The following is a 21,700-nucleotide window of genomic DNA, read 5'->3' on the forward strand; positions in this document are numbered from 1 at the left end:
GGTTTAAATTTTTCAATTAATGGTTATAAATTTCTGTTCCGGTTTATTTTTAATAGGATTTCTGGCTTCAGGCTATAAATTCAGTGTTATCTTATCTAATTACTGGTTACTATTTTTAAATGCCATTGGCACGCTATAAACAAATTTCTTTCTAAGTTTCATTCTCCACTATTTTTCCCTTTAACTTAGTAATTTTTCCTCTTATTGCCCTAAATTACCAGCAAATTCAAAAGCTTGGCTTCACAAAACAAACTCAAAATATTAAACGATCCAATTTACGGATTTATTACAGTTCCCAGTCAGAGGATCTTCAACATTATTGAGCATCCTTATTTTCAAAGGCTGCGCAGGATTTCTCAAATGGGACTATCTTATCTTGTTTATCCCGGGGCTCACCATACCCGCTTTCATCACGCACTTGGATGCCTGCATCTTATGCAGAAAGCTGTGCGCATCCTTACATATAAAGGAGTTAGAATTTCTGCAGAAGAGGAAGAGGCACTGCAAATTGCAATTTTACTGCACGATATTGGCCATGGCCCTTTCTCTCATACAATGGAACACAGCATTGTGGAGGGCGTGGATCATGAATGCATTTCGCTTCTTTTTATGGAGGAAATGAATAAAGACTTTAACCAAAGTTTAACTCTGGCTATACAAATGTTTAAGGGAGATTATGAACGCCATTTCATGAACCAGTTAATCTCCAGTCAAATGGATATGGACCGGCTGGATTATTTAAGAAGGGATAGTTTTTATACCGGTGCTGCGGAAGGCAATATTAATAGTGAGCGGCTCATCACCATGCTAAACGTGGTAAATGATGAACTTGTAGTGGAAGAAAAAGGTATTTATTCCGTAGAAAAATTTCTGATAGCCCGCCGTTTAATGTATTGGCAGGTTTACCTTCATAAAACCAGTTTAGTGGCTGAACAGTTATTGATAAGAGTTTTAAGACGTGCCAAAGAATTAATTGATGAAGGAGAAAAGGTTGAATCCAGTGCAGCTCTTAATTATTTTCTGAAGAGGAAAATTAATAAGGAAAATTTTAATGCTGAAGTACTGGCAGAATTTGCCGCTTTAGATGATTACGATGTGGTTTGTGCTATGAAAGAGTGGATGAGCTGTAAAGATTTTGTACTCAGGAACCTTTGCCGCATGATTATCCACAGAGATTTGCTGAAGGTGAAAATCAAGAAGAAAAGGCCTTCAGTTCAAAAGCTTGAAAAGCACAGTAGAGCTCTTCAGCAGAAGCACGATATTTCTGAGCGGGAGGCAGAATATTTTGTCTTTAGTGGAGAAATCACCAATCTTGCTTATAAAAAGGAAAAAAATAACATCAACATTTTGCACAAGAACGGGAAAATTAATGATGTTATTAAAGTGTCTGACCAACTAAATCTGAAAGCCCTCTCCAAAACAGTGGTGAAATATTATATCTGTTATCCAAAGTCTAAACATTGACTCATTTTTTTTACTTTTGCCAGAATGAAGTTTACAGCAGCACAAATAGCGCAAATCCTGGAAGGTGAAGTGGAAGGGAATCCTGAAGCCGAAGTTTCAGAATTGGCGAAGATTGAGGAAGGTTCTGAAGGTTCTCTTACTTTTCTAAGTAACCCAAAATATACCTCCTATTTATATAAGACTAATGCTTCAATTACTATTATAAATAAAGATTTTGAAGTAGATCAGCCTGTGAATACTACTCTTATTAAGGTTAAAGATGCGTATAAAGCGTTTTCCACCTTACTGGCATATTACAATGAAATAAAGCTTAATAAAAGCGGAATTGAACAACCCAGCTATATTTCAGAAAATGCCAAATATGGAGAAAATTTTTACCTGGGCGCGTTTTCATATATAGGGGAGAAGGTAAAAATTGGCGATAATGTAAAGATTTACCCCAACTCCTATATAGGTGATAATGTAAAAATCGGGAATGATGTTACCATTTTTGCCGGGGTAAAGGTGTATTCAGAAACTATAATTGGCAATAACTGTGCAATCCACGGAGGTTCTGTGATAGGAGCGGACGGTTTTGGGTTTAGTCCAGATGAAAATGGCGTTTACAGCAAAGTTCCGCAAATAGGCAACGTGGTTATTGAAGATCATGTAGATGTGGGCGCCGCCACAACCATAGACAGGGCAACCCTGGGTTCTACAATTTTACGAAAAGGAGTGAAACTGGACAACCAGATACATATTGCCCATAATGTGGAAATTGGAGAACATACAGCTATTGCGGCCCAAACAGGAATTGCCGGCTCTACTAAAATAGGCAAAAATTGCCTTATTGGAGGGCAGGTAGGCATTTCTGGCCATCTTACTATAGGAGATCGTGTTAAGATCCAGGCACAATCGGGAGTTGGGCGAAATATAAAAGATGATGAAATTTTGCAGGGATCTCCAGCAATAGGATATAGTAATTATAATAAATCTTACATACACTTTAAAAATTTGTCCCAAACAGTGGATAAACTAAACCAACTGGAAAAAAAAATAAAAAATAATGGCTGAAAAAGTGTCAAAGCAAAGAACCATTGAGAATGATGTCTCCCTGCAGGGAGTGGGGCTGCATACGGGTAAGGAGGTAACTCTTACTTTTAAACCGGCTAAGGAAAACACCGGTTTGGTTTTTAAAAGAGTAGACCTGGAAGGAAGTCCCGTAATAGAGGCCGATGTAAATTATGTGGTGAATACCCAGCGAGGCACAAATCTTGAAAAAAACGGGGTTAAAATTCAAACTTCAGAACATGTCCTGGCGGCCTGTGTAGGCTTGGAAATTGATAATCTTGTTATTGAGCTAAATGCTTCGGAACCTCCAATTATGGACGGTTCTTCCAAATTCTTTGTAGAGGCACTGGAAAAAGCCGGAGTGATAGAACAGGGTGCTGAAAGGAAAGAGTATGTGGTAAATGAGGTAGTTTGCTATCACGACGAAAAATCCGGAAGTGAAATTATTGTAATGCCTGCGGAAGAGTACCAGGTAACCACCATGGTAGATTTTGATACAGAAGTTTTAGGTACCCAAAATGCGTCAATCTCGCATCTAAGGGAATTTAAGGACGAAATCGCGAATGCCCGAACCTTTAGTTTTCTTCATGAACTTGAAGCTTTACTTGGTAGCGGACTTATAAAGGGTGGCGATCTTAACAATGCTATTGTTTATGTGGACAAGGAAATTGGAGAAGATACTTTGCAAAAATTGCGTGCAGCCTTTAAAAGGGATGAAATTGCTGTTAAACCTAACGGGATACTGGATAATTTAACTTTACATTATCCCAATGAAGCGGCAAGGCATAAACTACTTGATGTTTTAGGGGATCTTGCCCTGGTAGGAACTAAAATTAAAGGAAAAGTTATAGCCAATAAACCCGGACATTATGTAAATACCCAGTTTGCGAAAAAACTGGCCAAGAAAATAAAGGACGATAAAAGAAATAATGCACCTAAAATAGATTTTTCCCAGGTGCCGCTTATGGATGTAAACGATATTATGAATACTTTACCGCATCGTCCTCCGTTCTTACTTGTGGATAAAATTTATGAATTAACGGAAAGTTCGGTGGTGGGAATGAAAAATGTAACCATGAATGAACCTTTTTTTGTGGGACATTTTCCGGGGAAACCGGTAATGCCGGGCGTTCTTCAGGTAGAAGCTATGGCACAAACCGGCGGAATTCTGGCATTAAAATCGGTGCCGGATCCCGAAAATTATCTTACCTATTTTATGAAAATTGATAATGTTCGTTTTAAACAACAGGTGGTCCCGGGAGATACACTTATTTTCAAGCTTGAACTTCTTGCTCCAATCCGCCGCGGCATTTGCCAGATGCAGGGCTACGCCTACGTGAATGGAAAAATTACCACTGAGGCTATTTTAATGGCACAAATTGTAAAATCAAAATAAGTATTTATGAACCAACCTTTAGCATACGTTCATCCGGGAGCCAAAATTGCCAAAAATGTGGTCATAGAACCTTTTACAACAATTCATAACAATGTTGTAATAGGGGAGGGAACCTGGATTGGTTCTAACGTAACTATAATGGAAGGGGCCAGGATTGGCAAAAACTGTAATATATTTCCCGGTGCAGTAATTTCTGCTATTCCACAGGATAAGAAATTTGATGATGAAGATACGGTGACCGAAATTGGAGATAATACCACAATCAGGGAATGTGTCACCATCAATCGCGGTACTTCAGACAGGATGAAAACCGTAATTGGAAAAAATTGCTGGATAATGGCTTATTGTCATATTGCGCACGATTGTATTGTGGGCGATAATTGCATTTTTTCCAATAATAGTACTTTAGCAGGACATATTAATGTAGGTGAGCATGTAATTCTTGCAGGAATGACGGCTATTCAGCAGTTTTGTAGTATTGGTAACCATGCCTTCGTTACCGGAGGGTCACTGGTTAGAAAAGATGTGCCTCCTTATGTAAAAGCAGGAAGGGAACCACTCTCTTTTGTTGGGATTAATTCCATCGGCCTTAGAAGGAGAGGCTTTACTACTGAAAAAATCAGGGAAGTACAGGATATTTACCGTATTCTTTATCAGAAAAACTATAATAACTCCCAGGCTGTTGCTATAATTGAAGCAGAAATGCAGGCAAGCGCAGAAAGGGATGAGATATTGGAATTTATTAAAAACTCACAACGAGGTATTATGAAAGGATACTTCAGCTCAAATTAATACAAAATGGCAAGTACAAGTGATATCAGGAAAGGATTATGCATTCGTTATAATCACGATATATATAAAATTGTTGAATTTCTTCATGTAAAACCAGGGAAAGGCCCGGCCTTTGTTCGTACAAAACTAAAAAGTGTTACTACCGGAAAAGTGGTTGATAATACTTTTTCCGCAGGACATAAAATTGAAGATGTTCGGGTGGAAACTCATAAATACCAGTTTCTTTATCAGGATGGCGAGTTTTATCACTTTATGCATGTAGAGGATTATACCCAAATCAGGTTAACAGAAAATGCCCTGGATATGCCGCAGCTTTTAAAAGAAGGTGAAGTGCTTACGGTTTTAATTAATACTGAAGATAACGCACCATTATCCACCGAAATGCCCGCAAGTGTAGTTCTTGAAATAACACATACTGAACCTGGTGTAAAGGGAAATACAGCTACAAATGCTACAAAACCTGCTACCGTAGAAACAGGAGCAGAGGTTAACGTACCGCTTTTCATCAACGAAGGAGATAAGATTAAAATTGAAACCGAAAAAGGGACGTACAAAGAACGGATGAAGGAGTAGTTGTTAGGGAATAGTAAGAGAGTAAAAAGTGAAAAAGTAAAGGAGTATGTCCAAAAATTGCAATTTTCAAGCTAAAGATTACTTTTCAAAACCACTAACGTCTAACCTCTAACAACTACCGTCTGTTATGAAATTTCAGCAAAAACATACGCTTAAGCAGATTGCTACAATTCTTTCCTGTGATTATACGGGAGATGAAAATTTTCCGGTGGAAGGGATGAATGAGATTCATGTGGTAACGCCGGGTGATATTGTTTTTGTAGATCATCCAAAGTATTATGATAAAGCATTAAATTCTGCTGCTACGATAATTCTTATCAATAAAGAAGTAGATTGCCCTGAAGGGAAGGCTTTGTTGATTTCAGATGATCCGTTTCGGGATTTCAATAAGCTTACTGAATATTTTCAACCCTTCCAGAAGTCGGAAAACAGCATTTCTTCTTCAGCAAAAATAGGGGAGAACACTATTATTCAGCCTAATGTATTTATTGGGAACAACGTTGTAATTGGCGATAATTGTCTTATTCACGCTAATGTTAGCATTTATGATAATACCGTAATTGGTAATAATGTAACTATTCATTCAGGTACTGTTTTAGGGGGTGACGCCTTCTATTATAAAAATCGTCCGGAAGGTTTTGATAAATTAAAATCGGGTGGAAGAGTGGTTATTAAAGACAATGTTGATGTAGGAGCAAATTGTACCATAGACAAAGGCGTAACGGGAGACACTACAATTGGCGAAGGTACAAAACTGGACAATTTGATCCAGATTGGCCATGATACCGTAATTGGCAGGAAATGTCTTATTGCCTCGCAGGTAGGAATTGCCGGTGCTGTAATAATTGAGGATGAAGTCACCGTTTGGGGACAGGTAGGAATGCGTAGTGGTATTGTTGTAAAAAAGGGAGGTGTGTTAATGGGCCAGGCCGGAATTACAAAATCTACCAAAGAAGGAAAAATCTATACAGGAAATCCTGCAATGGAGTCCCGTGCCAAATTAAAAGAGTTGGCGCTTTTAAGACAATTGCCTAACTTAATCGCTAAATTTAAATAGCAGAAATGAGTGAACAGGGTAAAGAGATTATTGAGAAGTTTTACGAATGTTTTTATACAGATCCTGATGTAATTAAAAATTACCTGCATCCTGATGCTGAACTTACCTGGAATAGCAGTACAGGTTTAAGGTTGATGAACTATAATGATATTTCAGCTTTTGCCGCTGAAATGGGCGGGTCTTATGAATCGCTTCGTATTGATGTGACTAAAATTATACAGGAAGGTGAAGAAGTGGTAATTGATTTTACCTATCATGTAAATACTATTGAAAATCCCGATGAAGAAATACCCCTGGCACATTTCATAGCAATTTGGAAGCTGGAAAAAGATAAACTTAAATCCGGACATCAAATAAGTCAATTGGCCGATTAAGTTAAAAAAGTTTAAGTGAATGAAAACCCTGCTGTATTTTAGCAGGGTTTTTTATAAAAAACATGTTCTATGTTTGTAGAATTAAAATATTATTCTACATTTGTAGAGTAAACTTTAATACTGTAGAAGATGCAGCTCTCCAATTCAGAAGAACAACTTATGCAAATCCTTTGGAAGAAGGAAAAAGCCTTTATGAAAGATCTTATTGAGGCATATCCCCAGCCAAAACCAGCCTCCACTACAGTTGCAACTTTACTAAGGCGCATGCAGGATAAAAAGTTTGTAGATTATGTACAGTACGGAAGATCTCGGGAATATTTCCCGTTGGTAAGGAAGAAAGATTATTTTTCCAAGCAGGTAAATGGCCTTATTAAAAATTTCTTTAATGATTCGGCATCACAATTTGCATCTTTCTTCACAAAAGAATCCAATTTAAGTGAGAATGAACTTAAAGATTTAAAACAGCTTATAGATGAACAAATTAAAAAGAAGAAATTATGATAATCTATCTTCTAAAATCGGCTCTTTGTCTCCTGCTCCTGTTTGCTTTTTATAAAACAGCCCTGGAAAACGAGAAAATACATAACTTTAAGAGGTTTTATCTTTTAGGATCGCTTCTTTTCTCAATGATACTTCCTTTAATTACTTTTTCTTATCATACGGAAGCTATAGAAATACCGGCGAAAAATCACGCTGTTCCTGTAATTATGCAGAATGCCGAAAATAGCAATTTTCAGCATTCCGTTTGGAATGTGTCAGATTTTATTCCTGAAATATTATGGACAGTTTATGGAATTGGATTTGCAATTTTAGGTATAAGGTTTCTGCGGAATTTAATGCACTTCGGAAATAAAATCAGCCTAAATGAAAAAGTGGTCTCAGGAAAATTCATCAACGTTTTACTACCAATTAAGACCGCTCCGCATTCCTTCCTGAAGTATATTTTTCTGAATAAAAAAGATTTTGAAGAAAATAAAATTTCCACTGAAATTCTGAAACATGAACAGGCACATGTGAGTCAAAAACATTCCTGGGACATATTAATAATTGAATTTTTGCAGGTGATCTTCTGGTTTAATCCGTTGTTTTTGTTCTTTAAAAAGTCCATTCAGATAAATCATGAATTTCTGGCAGATGAAGAGGTAATCAGCAGCAATACAGATGCCTTCGAATATTCACAACTTTTACTCAATTACTCGGCAGGCTCTCATCACTCCGGCATGTCGAGCGCATTCAATCATTCATTAACCCGCCTGACGATTTTCGGTAAAAAATTTTTTATAGAAAAACCGGGTCGGCATGTCAAAAAACGAATACTTATGATTTCAAAACCATTTTCAGGAAAAAGAATGGCGGCAAGGTTAAGCCTATTGCTGCCGGTAATTGCACTTTGTCTTTTATTTTTTAATAATGAAATAGTTGCAAAGCCTCCTTCAGGTGAAACTATTAATAATCGTACTTTTATGTCTAATTTTAAAGAACAGGTGCAACAAGAAAACTCTTTTCAGCAAAAAAGAAAATCTATTTCCATATTAATTGGTGGGGAGAGTGTTTTGCTAAACGACGAGAAGGCAAAACTTGAGGATTTCAGAAAAAAGCTAAATTCCCTAACCAGGGACTGGACTGAAGAAGAGATTGCGAATGCAAATCTTAATATTTCTATTTCAAATGCTGAAAAAGGTTTTCTTCAAAAGTTAAATAAGGAATATCTTGAAACGCGATTTGCTAAAATTAAAGGAGGTAGTTTATTACCATCGCCACCTCCTGAGTCGCCCCATAAAGATTTTCCGGCACCGCCACCACCACCTGCTATGGAAGATGCCAATGCAACGGCACCACCCGCGCCACCGGTTCCTGACAGTATTTATTCAAATCGAAAAATGTCTCAGGCAATGCGCCTGCACTATTCGAAGGATAGTGTACGTATAGAAGAAATGATGGAAAGACGTATGGCTTTGATGCAGGAGCGGCAGAAAGAAATGGAACAAAGACAGAAAGATTTGCAGAAAAGACAAAAAGAAATGCAAAAGAGGATGGAGACAAGTGAAGAAATGCGTGCAAAAATGGAAGAGCGAAGGGAAGAATTTGAGCAAAGGCGTATTCAGATGGAGAAACGCAGAGATTCTGTCTATAAGATTATTCGGGATTCCATCAGGTAAAAAAGTGGAGTTAAAAATTTAAAAATAAAAAGAGAGCCGGTAAATTTCCCGGCTTCTTCTTTTTTACTTGAAAAACTTGCTTTAAACCAGCACGTTTTCGGCATGGTTCGCCAATAAACTTCTTAAAAGACTTTAAACTTTATTTTTAAAAACCTACTTTTGTGACTGCAAAAATCAATACATATTTATGAGCGTTTTAGTAAATAAAGATTCGAAAATAATAGTGCAGGGATTTACCGGAAGTGAAGGTACATTCCATGCAGGGCAAATGATAGAATATGGAACTAACGTAGTTGGTGGGGTTACACCGGGTAAAGGTGGAAGCCAGCATCTGGATAAACCTGTGTTTAATACAGTTTCTGAAGCTGTTGAAAAAACAGGGGCAGACGTCTCCATAATATTTGTTCCGCCGGCATTCGCTGCCGATGCTATTATGGAAGCTGCCGATGCGGGAATTAAGGTAATTATTACGATTACTGAAGGTATTCCGGTTACCGATATGGTGAAAGCTTCAGAATATATAAAACATAAAGATTGCCGTTTGATTGGACCTAACTGTCCTGGTGTAATCACTCCGGAAGAAGCAAAGGTGGGAATTATGCCCGGTTTCGTTTTCAAAAAAGGAAAAGTGGGGATCGTTTCAAAATCCGGTACTTTAACTTATGAAGCTGCAGATCAGGTTGTAAAACAAGGCCTTGGGATTACTACTGCTATTGGTATTGGTGGAGATCCAATTATTGGAACCACAACTAAGGAAGCAGTGGAATTGCTTATGAATGATCCTGAAACCGAATGTATTGTAATGATTGGTGAAATTGGCGGACAACTGGAAGCCGATGCTGCAAAATGGGTTAAGGAAAATGGTAATAAGAAACCTGTTGTAGGTTTTATCGCAGGTGAAACTGCACCTGCAGGTAGAACTATGGGCCACGCCGGTGCAATTGTTGGCGGAAGCGAAGATACTGCACAGGCCAAAAAAGCAATCCTTAAAGAGAATGGAATTCATGTAGTGGATTCTCCTGCTGAAATTGGGAAAACCGTAGCAGAAGTTTTGAAAGGATAATTTCATTCATACTCTATATATTAAATCCTTCTGAGAATTGCCAAAACAGCCATTTCAGAAGGATTTTTTATATCAGGACTTTTAGCTTTTGCTATATTTGAATTTATAAATAGAACAATCTAATCAACTCATACATGAAATTATTAGAAGGAAAAAATACAATCATTACCGGGGGAAGCCGCGGGATTGGAAAAGGTATAGCCAAAGTTTTTGCTGAACATGGTGCCAATGTTGCTTTTACGTATGCTTCTTCGGCTAAGGCTGCGGAAGAGTTGGAGAAGGAACTCTCAAAAATGGGCATTAAAGCCAAAGGCTATAAATCTAATGCCGCCAGCTTTGAGGAAGCCCAGGAATTAATAAAAAATGTAGCCGAAGATTTTGGGGCTATAGACGTGCTTGTGAACAATGCCGGAATCACTAAAGATAACTTGCTGATGCGCATGAGCGAGGAAGATTTTGACCAGGTGATTGAGGTGAATCTTAAGTCTATTTTTAATATGACCAAGGCGGTACAGCGTACGATGCTGAAGCAGAGAAACGGAAGTATAATTAATATGAGCTCAGTGGTTGGTATAAAAGGAAATGCGGGACAGGCTAATTATGCTGCTTCCAAAGCCGGGATCATTGGGTTTTCTAAATCTATGGCCCTGGAATTAGGCTCCAGAAATATTCGTACCAACGTAATCGCTCCCGGTTTTATTGAAACCGAAATGACCGATAAATTAGATGAGAAAGTAGTTGAAGGCTGGAGAGATTCTATTCCGCTTAAGAGAGGTGGAACGCCGGAAGATATCGCCAACGCATGTGTTTTTCTTGGCAGTGATTTAAGTACCTATGTTACCGGGCAGGTTTTGCACGTAAACGGTGGAATGCTTACTTAGGGAGACAGAGTTTTGAATTAAGAGGTACGAATTTAAAAAAAATGAAATGAAGAAATGTATGGAAGAAAATGGACTCAAGGATGGAATACTTGGATCCATAAGATCTAATGGGGAATAGTGCTTTTACTTTTCACTTCTAACCTCGTACTTTAAATGATAATAAGCAATATTTTATATATAACCCTGGCCGTAATCTTTGCGCTGGGGTTTGCTTTTTTTCAGTACCTGTATAAGGCTAAACGGAAGGGTAGAAATGTTTACATCTTCTTCGTCCTGCGGTTCTTGACGGTTTTTGCGCTGCTGCTGTTGCTTATTAATCCTAAAATTAGATCTGTAACCTACGAAATTGAGAAACCGGAATTATTGATTGCTGTAGATAATTCGGAATCTATTGCACATCTTCAGCAAGCCGGTACTGTACAGGATTATGTGAAGCGAATTACTGAAAATGAGGAAATAAATTCCCGCTTTCAGGTGCAGGAATTCAGCTTTGGGAAAGAACTTTCAACGCAGGAGGAATTGTCTTTTAATGAGCCCCAAACCAATATTTATTCCGCGCTGGATCAGCTGGATCAAGTTTATAAGAATAATAATGCCGCTCTTCTTTTAATTTCTGACGGAAACCAGAGCATTGGCCGCGATTTCAGTTATTTTAAATCATCGGATAATATTTCCCTTTTTCCGGTTGTGATTGGAGATACCACCCAATACAGCGATCTCAGTTTGGCGGCTATAAATGTAAATCGTTACGCTTTTCTGAATAACCGTTTTCCCGTTGAAGCTTTTATAAATTATTCCGGAGAAGAACCTGTGAGAACAAGATTTGAGATTCGTTCAGGGGAAAATGTCCTGTTTACAGAGAATCTCAATTTTTCTGCGGAAGAAAATTCCGCAGTGATCAATGCCACTTTGCCGGCTTCCAGTTTGGGTTTGCTCACTTATGAAGCTGAAGTTATTCCTGCGGAAAATGAAAAAAATCAGCTAAACAATGTCGAAAAATTTGCGGTTGAAGTAATCGATGAGCGCACCAAAGCTCTTATTCTTTCCGCAAGGCCTCATCCAGATTTAGGAGCGCTTAAAAAATCTATTGAGGCTAATGAACAACGTCAGGCCGAGATTAAATATTTAGAAGATGATAATTTGGAAATTGAAGATTTTCAATTAGTTATAATTTATCAGCCAAACAGGAGCTTTAACTCTGTTTTTGAAAAAATTTTAGAGGATAATCAGAATTATTTCGTCATTACCGGTACAGAAACCGACTGGAATTTTTTAAACAATTTTCAGAATATTTTTCAAAAAGATGCAGCTTTTCAGGAACAGGAAATTTTTGCCGTGGTCAATCCAAATTTTAATAATTTTCAGTTTGAAGATATAGGTTTTGAGGATTTCCCGCCTTTGCTGGATCAATTTGGAATAGTGGAAATTCTTTCCAGTTCCATCGAGCCACTTTTGTTTCAGCAAATAGAAGGAGTGGAAACCGGAGAGATATTATTAGGCATTTCTGAAGCGACTTCTTCAAAATCAGGTTTTCTTCTGGGGGAGAATATTTGGAAATGGCGTGCCCAGTCTTATGTCGAAAATCAGAATTTTGAGGAGTTCGATAATTTCTTCGGAAAGATAATTCAGAATTTATCCTCACAAGCCAGAAGGGACAGGCTACGGGTGGAATATGAATCTTTCTATTATGGGAATAGTGAAATTGCAGTTTCGGCTCAATATTTTGATGAAAATTACCAGTTTGATCCGGGTGCACAATTAGATATTAATTTTACCAATACAGAAACCGGAGATGTGGTGGAAGCTCCTTTACTGCTTCAAAATAATTATTATAAAGTAGATTTAGGAAGTTTGGAACCGGGGGAATATCAGTTTACGGTAAAGGTTCAAAATTCAGCAATTTCAGAAACAGGAAATTTTAGGATTGTAGATTATAATGTGGAACAACAGTTTGTTTCGGCTAATCTGGAAAAATTAGAATTCCTGGCAAATAACAACAATGCAAATCTGTATTTTTCGAATTCCGCAGAAAGTCTTATCAATGATTTGATCAGCGACAAACGCTTCGTTCCGGTACAGAAAAGCCATGAAAAAACAGTACCTTTGGTCGACTGGTATTATTTGTTGTTCCTGTTGGTTTTACTTCTTGCCGGCGAATGGTTTTACAGGAAATATATCGGACTAATTTAAATTGCAAATTATGGAGAAGAGCTTAAAAGATCAGGTTGCGCTTGTAACCGGAGGTAGTTCGGGACTAGGACAGGGTATCTGTATTTATCTTGGAAGAGCGGGGGCAAAGGTGGCAGTGAATTACCATAGCGATGAAGAGGGCGCCAATTTTACTGTAGAAGCTATAAAGAAAGAAGGTGGCGAGGCTTTTGCCATACAGGCAGATGTGGGTGACGAGAAATCTGTAGAAGAAATGTTTGAAAAAGTGTTTGCTACTTATGATAACCTGGACATACTGGTAAGCAATGCCGGAATTCAGAAAGATGCACCCCTGGATGAAATGTCTTTAAAGGACTGGGAGCTTGTAATAAAGACAAATCTTACCGGCGCGTTTTTATGTTCCCGTCTTGCAGTAAGATATTTTCTGAAGCGTGGTGTAGTGGAAGGCATTAGTAAATCTGCCGGAAAGATCATTTTTATGAGTTCAGTACACCAGGAAATTCCGTGGGCGGGGCATATTAATTATGCCGCGGCCAAAGGTGGATTAACCGAGTTTATGAGAACTTTATCTCAGGAAGTTGCCAATAAGCAAATCCGTGTAAACAGTATTGCTCCCGGAGCCATAAAAACGGCCATTAACGAAGATGTATGGAAGGATGAAAAGCAGGTAAAAGAGCTACTGAAACTTATTCCTTATAATCGATTGGGAGAACCGGAAGATGTGGCTGAAGTTGCTTTATGGCTTGCTTCAGATAAATCTGAATATGTAAATGGAACTACCATTTTTGTAGATGGCGGAATGTCACTCTACCCCGGGTTTATTGGGAATGGTTAAAAATAGAATTTATTTTAATTTAAAAATATCGAATGGAAAGATTACCGAAAATTGCAATCCCTTTATTTATTGTAGCCGTATTTGTTATTATTTTATTTGCCAAATCTACTGTGACTATAGATTCCGGTGAAGCCGGAGTGCTCTATGAAACTTTTGGAGGTGGTGTTGTTACAGATGAGCCTCCATTGGGAGAAGGTTTTCATATTGTTGCTCCCTGGAATAAAGTTTTTGTTTATGAAGTGCGCCAGCAGTCACTTGACGAAAAGATGCAGGTGTTGTCTTCAAACGGTTTGGAGATTAAGCTCGATGCCTCCGTTTGGTTCCAGCCATCCTATGAGGATCTTGGGAAATTACATAAAGAAAAAGGAGAAGCTTATATTCAGCGTTTGCTTCAGCCGGCGGTGAGATCGGCAGCGCGTGCTGTTGTTGGTCGTTACGACCCTGAGCAGCTTTATGCAAGTAAACGGGAAGCAATTCAAAAGGAAATACAGGAGGAGACCCGTGTGCTGCTTGAAGAGCAGTATGTGCAGGTGAACGAAGTCCTGGTTCGTGATGTTTCGCTTCCGCCAACCATTAAAGAAGCGATTGAGCGAAAACTAAGGCAGGAGCAGGAGTCCCTGGAATATGAATTCCGCCTTACAAAAGCCGAACAGGAAGCAGAACGCCAGCGTATTGATGCTGAAGGTAAAGCGCGTGCCAATAAAATTTTAAGCGAGTCTCTTACCGATAAAGTTTTACAGGAAAAAGGAATCCAGGCAACCCTGGAGCTCGCAAATTCCAATAATGCGAAAACTGTTATTATTGGTGCCGGAGAAGGAGGGATGCCTTTAATTTTAGGCGGAAATCAATAATTTTTTATAAAATTTTAAAAAGCAGTTTTGCTTTTTAAAATTAATGTTTAGATTTGTGACAGTTATGAAAGCAATGCAATTACATCATCACCATCATATTTACTTCTGCGCTCAGGCGAGGTAGATTTGGTATGTTGTAATTTTACCATATTTCAAAACCCGTTTGAGCTAATCAAACGGGTTTTTTGTTTGTTTAAAATTGCCTTTTAAGTTGAAATTTTGCAGAAAAATAAAGTAAAGAACACCAAACAAGATTATGAGTACAGAAAAATTAAGAATAGCGATTCAAAAGTCCGGACGGCTTAATGAAGATTCCCTGAAAATCTTAAAAGACGCTGGAATCTCTATAGATAATGGAAAAGAGCAGCTTAAAGCTTCTGCCCGTAATTTCCCGCTGGAAGTGATGTATTTAAGGAATGGAGATATTCCGCAGTATCTTCGTGATGGTGTGGTGGATGCAGCCATAATAGGTGAAAATGTGCTTCTTGAGAAGGGGAAGGATATTATTCAGGGTGAAAAACTGGGTTTTTCGAAGTGCCGCGTATCCCTGGCGGTTCCAAAATCGATGAAGTACAAGGGAATTGAAGATCTTGACGGTAAAAAGATTGCTACTTCCTACCCGAATACGGTAAATGAATTTCTGGAGAAGAAAGGTATTACGGCAGAACTTCATATTATTAATGGCTCAGTTGAAATTGCACCGAATATTGGACTTGCTGACGGAATTTGTGATATTGTTTCCAGTGGAAGTACGCTCTTTAAAAATAATTTGAAAGAGGTGGAAGTAATGCTGAAAAGTGAAGCAGTTTTGGCTATTTCTCCCGAAATTTCTGCGGAAAGGAAAGCGGTTCTGGAAAAACTTCAGTTCAGGTTTAAATCGGTACTTAATGCGCGGACTTCAAAGTATATTTTGCTGAATGCTCCTAATGAAAACCTGGAAAAAATAATTAAGCTTTTACCGGGAATGCGCAGTCCAACTGTTCTTCCTTTAGCTGAAGAAGGCTGGAGTTCTGTTCATACTGTGATTAATGAAGAGCGATTTTGGGAAGTTATTGATGAGCTGAAGAATAATGGTGCGGAGGGAATTCTTGTTGCACCGATTGAAAAAATGGTGATTTAAAATTCAGCTTATGAATAAAATATATAATCCTGATCCTTCCCAATGGCTGGAAATCCTCAAACGGCCCACGAAAACTGTGGAAGATATTGAAGAAACTGTCAGCCAGATTTTTTCTGAAGTTGTTAAAAACGGGGATGCAGCCATTACAAAATATACAGAGCTTTTTGATGGTTTTAGACCTGAAGAAACCCGTGTTACCGCCATGGAAGTTGATGAAAGCAGGAACCGGATCTCTCAGGAATTAAAGGATGCTATCTTTTTGGCCAAAACTAATATTGAGAAGTTTCACGCCGCACAAAAAACAGAGAGGATTTCCGTGGAAACTTCTCCGGGAGTGAAATGCTGGCAGGAAAAGCGTCCTATTCAAAAAGTTGGATTATATATTCCCGGCGGTACGGCACCTTTATTTTCCACAATCCTGATGCTTGCTGTACCGGCGGCTTTGGCTGGGTGCAAAGAAATTATAATGTGTACACCACCAGACAGGGAAGGGAAAGTACATCCGGCAATTTTATATGCGGCCGATCTATGTGGTGTAACCAGAATGTATAAAGTTGGCGGAATTCAGGCAATTGCGGGAATGACTTTCGGAACCGAAACTATTCCTAAAGTTTATAAGATTTTTGGCCCCGGAAATCAATTTGTGACTGTAGCGAAACAGCTGGCCACACGCCATAATGTTGCTATAGATATGCCGGCGGGCCCATCAGAATTATTAGTGGTGGCAGATGAGACTGCAAATGCTGCTTTTGTTGCTTCAGATTTATTGAGCCAGGCAGAACATGGAGCCGACAGCCAGGTGATTCTGGTTTCTACTTCAAAAAATCTGATAGATGAAGTGGAAAAGGAGATCGAAAATCAGCTAAAGGACCTTCCAAGGAAAGAAATTGCAGAAAAAGCTATAGCAAATTCGAAACTTATTTATTTGGATAATGAAAATGATGCTTTGGAGATGATTAATGAATACGGACCTGAGCATTTTATTATTTGCACCGGTAACAATGATTTCTATGCCGAAAATGTGCAAAATGCGGGCTCTGTCTTTATAGGAAATTACACCCCTGAAAGTGCGGGAGATTATGCATCGGGGACAAACCATACGCTACCCACTAACGGTTACGCCAAGCAGTATAGCGGTGTTAATTTGGATAGTTTTATGAAGAGTATGACTTTTCAGAGAATATCAGAAGAAGGGATTAAGAATATTGGCCCGGCGATAGAATTAATGGCTGAAGCCGAAGGTTTGCAGGCGCATAAAAACGCAGTTAGCTTACGTTTAAAAGAGCTGGAGTAATGTGCTGATTAAAGATGTGCCAATTTGAAAATTTGGAAATGGAAAATTTCAATATAAATAATTTAGTTCGTCCTAATGTAAAGGACTTGAAACCATATTCTTCGGCCAGGGACGAATATCAAAGTACCGGGACAGAAATGATTTTTCTGGATGCCAATGAAAATCCGTTTCAAACCGATGTAAACCGGTATCCCGATCCGCAGCAGCGCAGCTTAAAAGCTGAATTGGCAAAGTTAAAATCTGTAAACAGTGCCAATATCTTACTGGGAAACGGAAGCGATGAAGTGCTGGATTTGCTGTTCAGGGCGTTTTGTGAGCCGGGAATGGATAATGTAATCACTTTGCCGCCAACCTACGGAATGTATAAGGTGCTGGCAAATATTAATAATATCGAAAACAGGGAAATTTTACTCACCACTTCTTTTGAACCGGATGTAGAGAAAATTTTGAAAGCAGTAGATGTAAACACTAAAATGATCTTTTTGTGTTCGCCCAACAATCCTACGGGCAATTCTTTTTCCGAAGAAAACGTGTTGCAGATTCTTGAAAATTTCAGCGGATTAGTGGTTATTGATGAGGCTTATATTGATTTTTCTGAAAAAGAAAGCTGGCTTTCCAAACTGGGGAGTTATCCAAATCTGGTGGTTACTCAAACCCTTTCCAAAGCTTATGGAATGGCGGGAATACGGTTGGGAATTTGCTATGCTTCCGAAGAAATTATTCAGATTCTGAACAAAATAAAACCACCTTACAATGTAAACGAACTTACTCAGCAGCGGGCGCTATTACGGGTTTTGGATTCAGTAAAAATTAATGCGGAAGTAACTGATATATTAAAGGAAAGAGGAGAATTAATTAAAGTGTTAGATGAAGTAGATTTTGTTGAAAAAATTTATCATTCAGATGCCAATTTTGTGCTGGTAAAAGTGGACGATGCAACTCTAAGATATGAGGAATTGATTAAGCAAGGGATTGTAATTCGCAATCGTACCACTCAGCCACTATGCGAAAATACTTTGCGATTTACAATAGGCACAAAAGCAGAAAATGAAAAGTTATTACAAGCCTTAAAGGCCTTAAATTAAAGATTTCAGAAAAATGAAAAAAATACTTTTTATAGATCGGGACGGAACTTTAATCCACGAACCGGAAGATTATCAAATCGACAGTCTCGATAAACTGGAATTTTATCCCGAGGCTCTATATTACCTTACGAAAATTGCCAAAGAACTGGATTACGAGATGATAATGGTCACTAATCAGGATGGCTTGGGCACCGATTCTTTCCCAGAAACTGCTTTTTGGCCAATTCAGAATTTCATTACCAAAACCCTGGCAAATGAAGGAATAAAGTTTTCTGACGCTTTAATTGACCGGACTTTTGCTAAAGATAATGCACCTACAAGGAAACCAAATATTGGCCTTTTAAAAGAAAAGTACCTGGATAATGAAGATTATAACTTGAAAAATTCAATTATGATCGGTGACCGTTTAACCGATATTGAATTCGCTTTCAACTTTGGTGGGAAAGGAATTTTTATTGATACTCATGAGGATTTGGGCGCGGAAGAAGTGAAGAATAAGAAAGAAAAACTGGAAGCTTGCATCGCCCTGAAAACCAATAGCTGGAAAGAAATTTATGAGTTTTTAAAGCTGAATGACCGCACTGCGGAAATAAGTCGTAAAACTAATGAAACTGATATTTTTATTAAACTAAACCTGGACGGTACCGGAAAATCTCAAATATCGACGGGAATTGCTTTTTTCGACCATATGCTGGACCAGATTGCCCGCCACGGTCAAATGGATCTTGAGATAAAAGTTAATGGCGATCTTGAAGTAGATGAGCATCATACCATAGAGGATACAGCAATTGCACTGGGAGAAGTTTTTAGCAAAGCTCTGGGAAACAAATTGGGCATTGAGCGTTATGGTTTTTGTCTTCCCATGGACGATTGCCTGGCCCAGGTGGCGATTGATTTTGGCGGCAGAAACTGGCTGGTTTGGGAAGCGGAATTTAAGCGCGAAATGGTAGGAAAAATGCCCACCGAAATGTTTCATCATTTCTTTAAATCGTTTACCGATGGCGCAAAAGCCAATCTAAATGTAAAAGCGGAGGGTACTAACGAACATCATAAAATTGAAGCGATTTTCAAAGCTTTTGCCAAAGCCATTAAAATGGCGGTAAAGCGTGATGCTGAAAAGATGATTTTGCCATCAACAAAGGGAATGCTTTAGAGAAGTAAGAGGTAAGACTTGAGAAGTTAGAATTTAAAATCTCTGTCTAAAATCTAATATCCGGATATGAAAATAGCAATTATAGATTACGGCGCGGGAAATATACAAAGCATCAAATTTGCCGTGAAACGCCTAGGTTTTGAAGCTGTTCTAAGCAGCAATGCTGAAGAAATAAAGGCTGCCGATAAAGTGATTTTTCCGGGAGTGGGAGAAGCCAGCAGCGCAATGAAAATGCTGAAATCTACAGGTTTGCATAACGTTATTCCTGAGCTGAACCAGCCGGTGCTGGGAATCTGCCTGGGAATGCAATTGATGTGTGAATATTGCGAAGAAGGCGATACTACCGGATTGGGTATTTTTGATGCGCAGGTGGTGAAATTCAGTGATAAAGAAAAGGTGCCGCAGATAGGCTGGAACCAGATTTATGACCTGCAATCGGAACTATTTGAAGGAATTAAAGAACAGGAATATGTCTATTTAGTGCATAGCTTTTATATTCCGGAGTGTGAAGAAACCATAGCTTCTACCGAATATGGTGTGGAATATACTTCAGCAATTAAAAAGAACAACTTTTACGGAGTCCAATTCCATCCTGAAAAAAGCAGTAATGCCGGAGAGAAGATACTGGAAAACTTTTTGAAGCTTTGAAGTGGAGAGAATAGAAAGCATCAGGAATAGAAAAAAATAGAAAATCTAATAGCGTAGCGGTCTAATATCTGGCAGCGAAGCAGTCTAACATCTAAGAATGAGAATCATTCCCGCAATAGACATCATTGAAGGAAAATGCGTAAGGCTTTCCAAAGGTGATTATAATACTAAAAAGATTTACAATGAGCATCCTTTGGAAGTTGCTAAAAAGTTTGAAGCACATGGGATTGAATACCTTCACCTGGTAGATCTGGATGGAGCGAAGTCAAAACATATTGTAAATCATAGGATTTTGGAAGAAATCGCTTCAAATACATCTTTAAAAGTTGATTTTGGCGGTGGATTAAAATCTTATAAAGACCTGGAAACCGCTTTTGAATGTGGTGCGAATCAGGTTACCGGTGGTAGTATTGCCGTTAAAGATCCCGAAACATTCAAAAACTGGCTTCAGAAGTTTGGGCCAGAAAAAATTATTCTGGGTGCCGATGCCAATAATGAAAAGGTAGCAATCAGCGGATGGCAGGAAGAATCGGAAAAGGAGCTGATTCCTTTTATGAAGGAATACCAGCAGGAAGGCGTGAAATATGTAATTTGTACCGATATTTCTAAAGACGGAATGCTGGAGGGACCTTCTTTTGATCTCTATAGAAAGATTTTGGAAGAAATTTCAGAAATCGGAAAGCTGAATTTAATTGCTTCCGGTGGGATTTCAGAATTTCATGAACTTCCCAAACTGGCAGAAATAGGCTGTGAAGGGACAATTATTGGAAAAGCTATTTATGAAGGAAGGATAAGCCTGAAACAATTGGAAAATTTTATTTTGAATCAATAGCATTAGAATATTGAAAATGTGCTAATTGAAAATGCTGATTAATGCTTGTTATGTAAAGGAACTAAAGCGAATACTTTCTACTTTAATACTTTAAAATTAGAACTATTGTTAACGAAAAGAATAATTCCCTGTCTCGATATAAAAAACGGGCGAACCGTCAAAGGAATCAATTTCGTAGACCTACGCGATGCGGGAGATCCTGTGGAACTTGCCGCGAAATATGCTGAATCTGGTGCAGATGAACTCGTTTTTCTGGATATTTCAGCTACCGAAGAGCGAAGAAAAACCCTGGCAAATCTTGTGTTACGAGTAGCCGAAAAAGTGAATATTCCGTTTACTGTTGGCGGCGGAATTTCTTCCGTAAAGGACGTAGATGTTTTGCTTCAGAATGGCGCCGATAAGGTTTCCATAAATTCTTCCGCAGTAAAAAACCCGGATCTTATCAACGAACTGGCGCAAAAGTTCGGGAGTCAGTGTATTACCATTGCAATAGATGCAAAACAGATTGAAGGGAAATGGATTGTTCATTTGGTTGGCGGAAAAGTTCCTACAGAGCTCGACCTTTTTGATTGGGCAAAGGAAGTGGAAAAACGTGGGGCAGGAGAGATTCTGTTTACTTCCATGAATAATGATGGCACTAAAGATGGTTTTGCCAATATTGCCCTGGCAAAATTATCTTCGGATTTAAATATCCCAATTATCGCTTCTGGCGGTGCTGGAAATATGCAACATTTTACCGAGGCATTTAAAGAAGGAAAAGCTGATGCTGCTTTGGCTGCGAGTGTTTTTCATTTTAAAGAAGTAGAAATTAAGGATTTAAAGGAGGAATTGAAAAATAACGGAATTGCGGTAAGACTTTAGGAAGTTAGAACCTGGATATTAGACAATAGGGAAAAGACTTCGG

At 38.5% G+C, this 21,700-nt stretch carries 21 protein-coding genes; all 21 read left to right on the forward strand.

Annotated features, from left to right (window positions below):
• The first annotated feature begins 234 nt into the window (after positions 1–234).
• The 21 genes from RM539_RS11660 (at position 235) to hisF (ending at position 21,657) form a co-directional block, all read left to right on the forward strand.
• A complete protein-coding gene (locus tag RM539_RS11660) occupies positions 235–1,464 on the forward strand; it encodes an HD domain-containing protein (protein WP_311503578.1) in 1,230 nt (409 codons plus the stop codon).
• Positions 1,465–1,488: 24 nt separating this feature from the next.
• Complete coding sequence (gene lpxD / locus RM539_RS11665; RefSeq protein WP_311503579.1) at positions 1,489–2,517, forward strand: UDP-3-O-(3-hydroxymyristoyl)glucosamine N-acyltransferase; 1,029 nt, start codon at positions 1,489–1,491, stop codon at positions 2,515–2,517.
• Positions 2,510–3,910 (forward strand): bifunctional UDP-3-O-[3-hydroxymyristoyl] N-acetylglucosamine deacetylase/3-hydroxyacyl-ACP dehydratase, encoded by a 1,401-nt coding sequence (locus RM539_RS11670; RefSeq protein WP_311503580.1) that lies wholly within the window; start codon positions 2,510–2,512, stop codon positions 3,908–3,910. The genes lpxD and RM539_RS11670 overlap by 8 nt, the downstream gene beginning before the upstream one ends.
• 6 nt (positions 3,911–3,916) lie before the next feature.
• Positions 3,917–4,702, forward strand: coding sequence for an acyl-ACP--UDP-N-acetylglucosamine O-acyltransferase (gene lpxA / locus RM539_RS11675; RefSeq protein ID WP_311503581.1), 786 nt, complete (start codon positions 3,917–3,919; stop codon positions 4,700–4,702).
• A 6-nt stretch (positions 4,703–4,708) separates the two neighbouring features.
• Complete coding sequence (gene efp / locus RM539_RS11680) at positions 4,709–5,275, forward strand: elongation factor P (RefSeq protein WP_311503582.1); 567 nt, start codon at positions 4,709–4,711, stop codon at positions 5,273–5,275.
• 127 nt (positions 5,276–5,402) lie between these two features.
• Complete coding sequence (locus RM539_RS11685) at positions 5,403–6,332, forward strand: UDP-3-O-(3-hydroxymyristoyl)glucosamine N-acyltransferase (RefSeq protein WP_311503583.1); 930 nt, start codon at positions 5,403–5,405, stop codon at positions 6,330–6,332.
• Between the two features lie 5 nt (positions 6,333–6,337).
• Positions 6,338–6,706 carry a nuclear transport factor 2 family protein gene (locus tag RM539_RS11690; RefSeq protein WP_311503584.1) on the forward strand — a complete coding sequence of 123 codons (369 nt, stop codon included), beginning with the start codon at positions 6,338–6,340 and terminating at the stop codon, positions 6,704–6,706.
• Positions 6,707–6,835: 129 nt separating this feature from the next.
• The gene (locus RM539_RS11695; RefSeq protein WP_311503585.1) at positions 6,836–7,207 is read left to right on the forward strand and encodes a BlaI/MecI/CopY family transcriptional regulator; all 372 of its coding nucleotides are present in this window, start codon (positions 6,836–6,838) and stop codon (positions 7,205–7,207) included.
• Positions 7,204–8,865 carry a M56 family metallopeptidase gene (locus RM539_RS11700; RefSeq protein WP_311503586.1) on the forward strand — a complete coding sequence of 554 codons (1,662 nt, stop codon included), beginning with the start codon at positions 7,204–7,206 and terminating at the stop codon, positions 8,863–8,865. Before RM539_RS11695 ends, RM539_RS11700 begins: the two co-directional genes overlap by 4 nt.
• Positions 8,866–9,052: 187 nt before the next feature.
• Positions 9,053–9,928, forward strand: a complete 876-nt coding sequence (gene sucD, locus RM539_RS11705; RefSeq protein WP_311503587.1) for a succinate--CoA ligase subunit alpha — start codon at positions 9,053–9,055, stop codon at positions 9,926–9,928.
• 134 nt (positions 9,929–10,062) lie between these two features.
• A complete protein-coding gene (gene fabG / locus RM539_RS11710; protein WP_311503588.1) occupies positions 10,063–10,809 on the forward strand; it encodes a 3-oxoacyl-[acyl-carrier-protein] reductase in 747 nt (248 codons plus the stop codon).
• Positions 10,810–10,962: 153 nt separating this feature from the next.
• Positions 10,963–12,999, forward strand: coding sequence for a VWA domain-containing protein (locus tag RM539_RS11715; protein WP_311503589.1), 2,037 nt, complete (start codon positions 10,963–10,965; stop codon positions 12,997–12,999).
• Between the two features lie 10 nt (positions 13,000–13,009).
• Complete coding sequence (fabG, locus tag RM539_RS11720) at positions 13,010–13,813, forward strand: 3-oxoacyl-ACP reductase FabG (RefSeq protein ID WP_311503590.1); 804 nt, start codon at positions 13,010–13,012, stop codon at positions 13,811–13,813.
• Between the two features lie 32 nt (positions 13,814–13,845).
• Entirely contained in the window at positions 13,846–14,664 is an 819-nt protein-coding gene (locus RM539_RS11725; protein ID WP_311503591.1) for a prohibitin family protein, read from the forward strand.
• Between the two features lie 256 nt (positions 14,665–14,920).
• Positions 14,921–15,784 carry an ATP phosphoribosyltransferase gene (gene hisG, locus RM539_RS11730; protein ID WP_311503592.1) on the forward strand — a complete coding sequence of 288 codons (864 nt, stop codon included), beginning with the start codon at positions 14,921–14,923 and terminating at the stop codon, positions 15,782–15,784.
• A 10-nt stretch (positions 15,785–15,794) separates the two neighbouring features.
• Positions 15,795–17,078, forward strand: a complete 1,284-nt coding sequence (gene hisD / locus RM539_RS11735) for a histidinol dehydrogenase (RefSeq protein WP_311503593.1) — start codon at positions 15,795–15,797, stop codon at positions 17,076–17,078.
• A gap of 38 nt (positions 17,079–17,116) precedes the next feature.
• Positions 17,117–18,163: a histidinol-phosphate transaminase gene (hisC, locus tag RM539_RS11740; RefSeq protein ID WP_311503594.1), complete on the forward strand. Its 1,047-nt coding sequence runs from the start codon at positions 17,117–17,119 to the stop codon at positions 18,161–18,163.
• Positions 18,164–18,176: 13 nt separating this feature from the next.
• Positions 18,177–19,316: a bifunctional histidinol-phosphatase/imidazoleglycerol-phosphate dehydratase HisB gene (gene hisB, locus RM539_RS11745; RefSeq protein ID WP_311503595.1), complete on the forward strand. Its 1,140-nt coding sequence runs from the start codon at positions 18,177–18,179 to the stop codon at positions 19,314–19,316.
• A 66-nt stretch (positions 19,317–19,382) separates the two neighbouring features.
• Complete coding sequence (gene hisH, locus RM539_RS11750; protein WP_311503596.1) at positions 19,383–19,964, forward strand: imidazole glycerol phosphate synthase subunit HisH; 582 nt, start codon at positions 19,383–19,385, stop codon at positions 19,962–19,964.
• 97 nt (positions 19,965–20,061) lie between these two features.
• Positions 20,062–20,796: a 1-(5-phosphoribosyl)-5-[(5-phosphoribosylamino)methylideneamino]imidazole-4-carboxamide isomerase gene (gene hisA / locus RM539_RS11755; RefSeq protein WP_311503597.1), complete on the forward strand. Its 735-nt coding sequence runs from the start codon at positions 20,062–20,064 to the stop codon at positions 20,794–20,796.
• Between the two features lie 105 nt (positions 20,797–20,901).
• Positions 20,902–21,657, forward strand: a complete 756-nt coding sequence (gene hisF / locus RM539_RS11760; RefSeq protein ID WP_311503598.1) for an imidazole glycerol phosphate synthase subunit HisF — start codon at positions 20,902–20,904, stop codon at positions 21,655–21,657.
• Positions 21,658–21,700: the final 43 nt, after the last annotated feature.

Source organism: Autumnicola musiva (assembly GCF_031846585.1).
In the GTDB taxonomy this organism is placed as follows: Bacteria; Bacteroidota; Bacteroidia; order Flavobacteriales; family Flavobacteriaceae; genus Autumnicola; species Autumnicola musiva.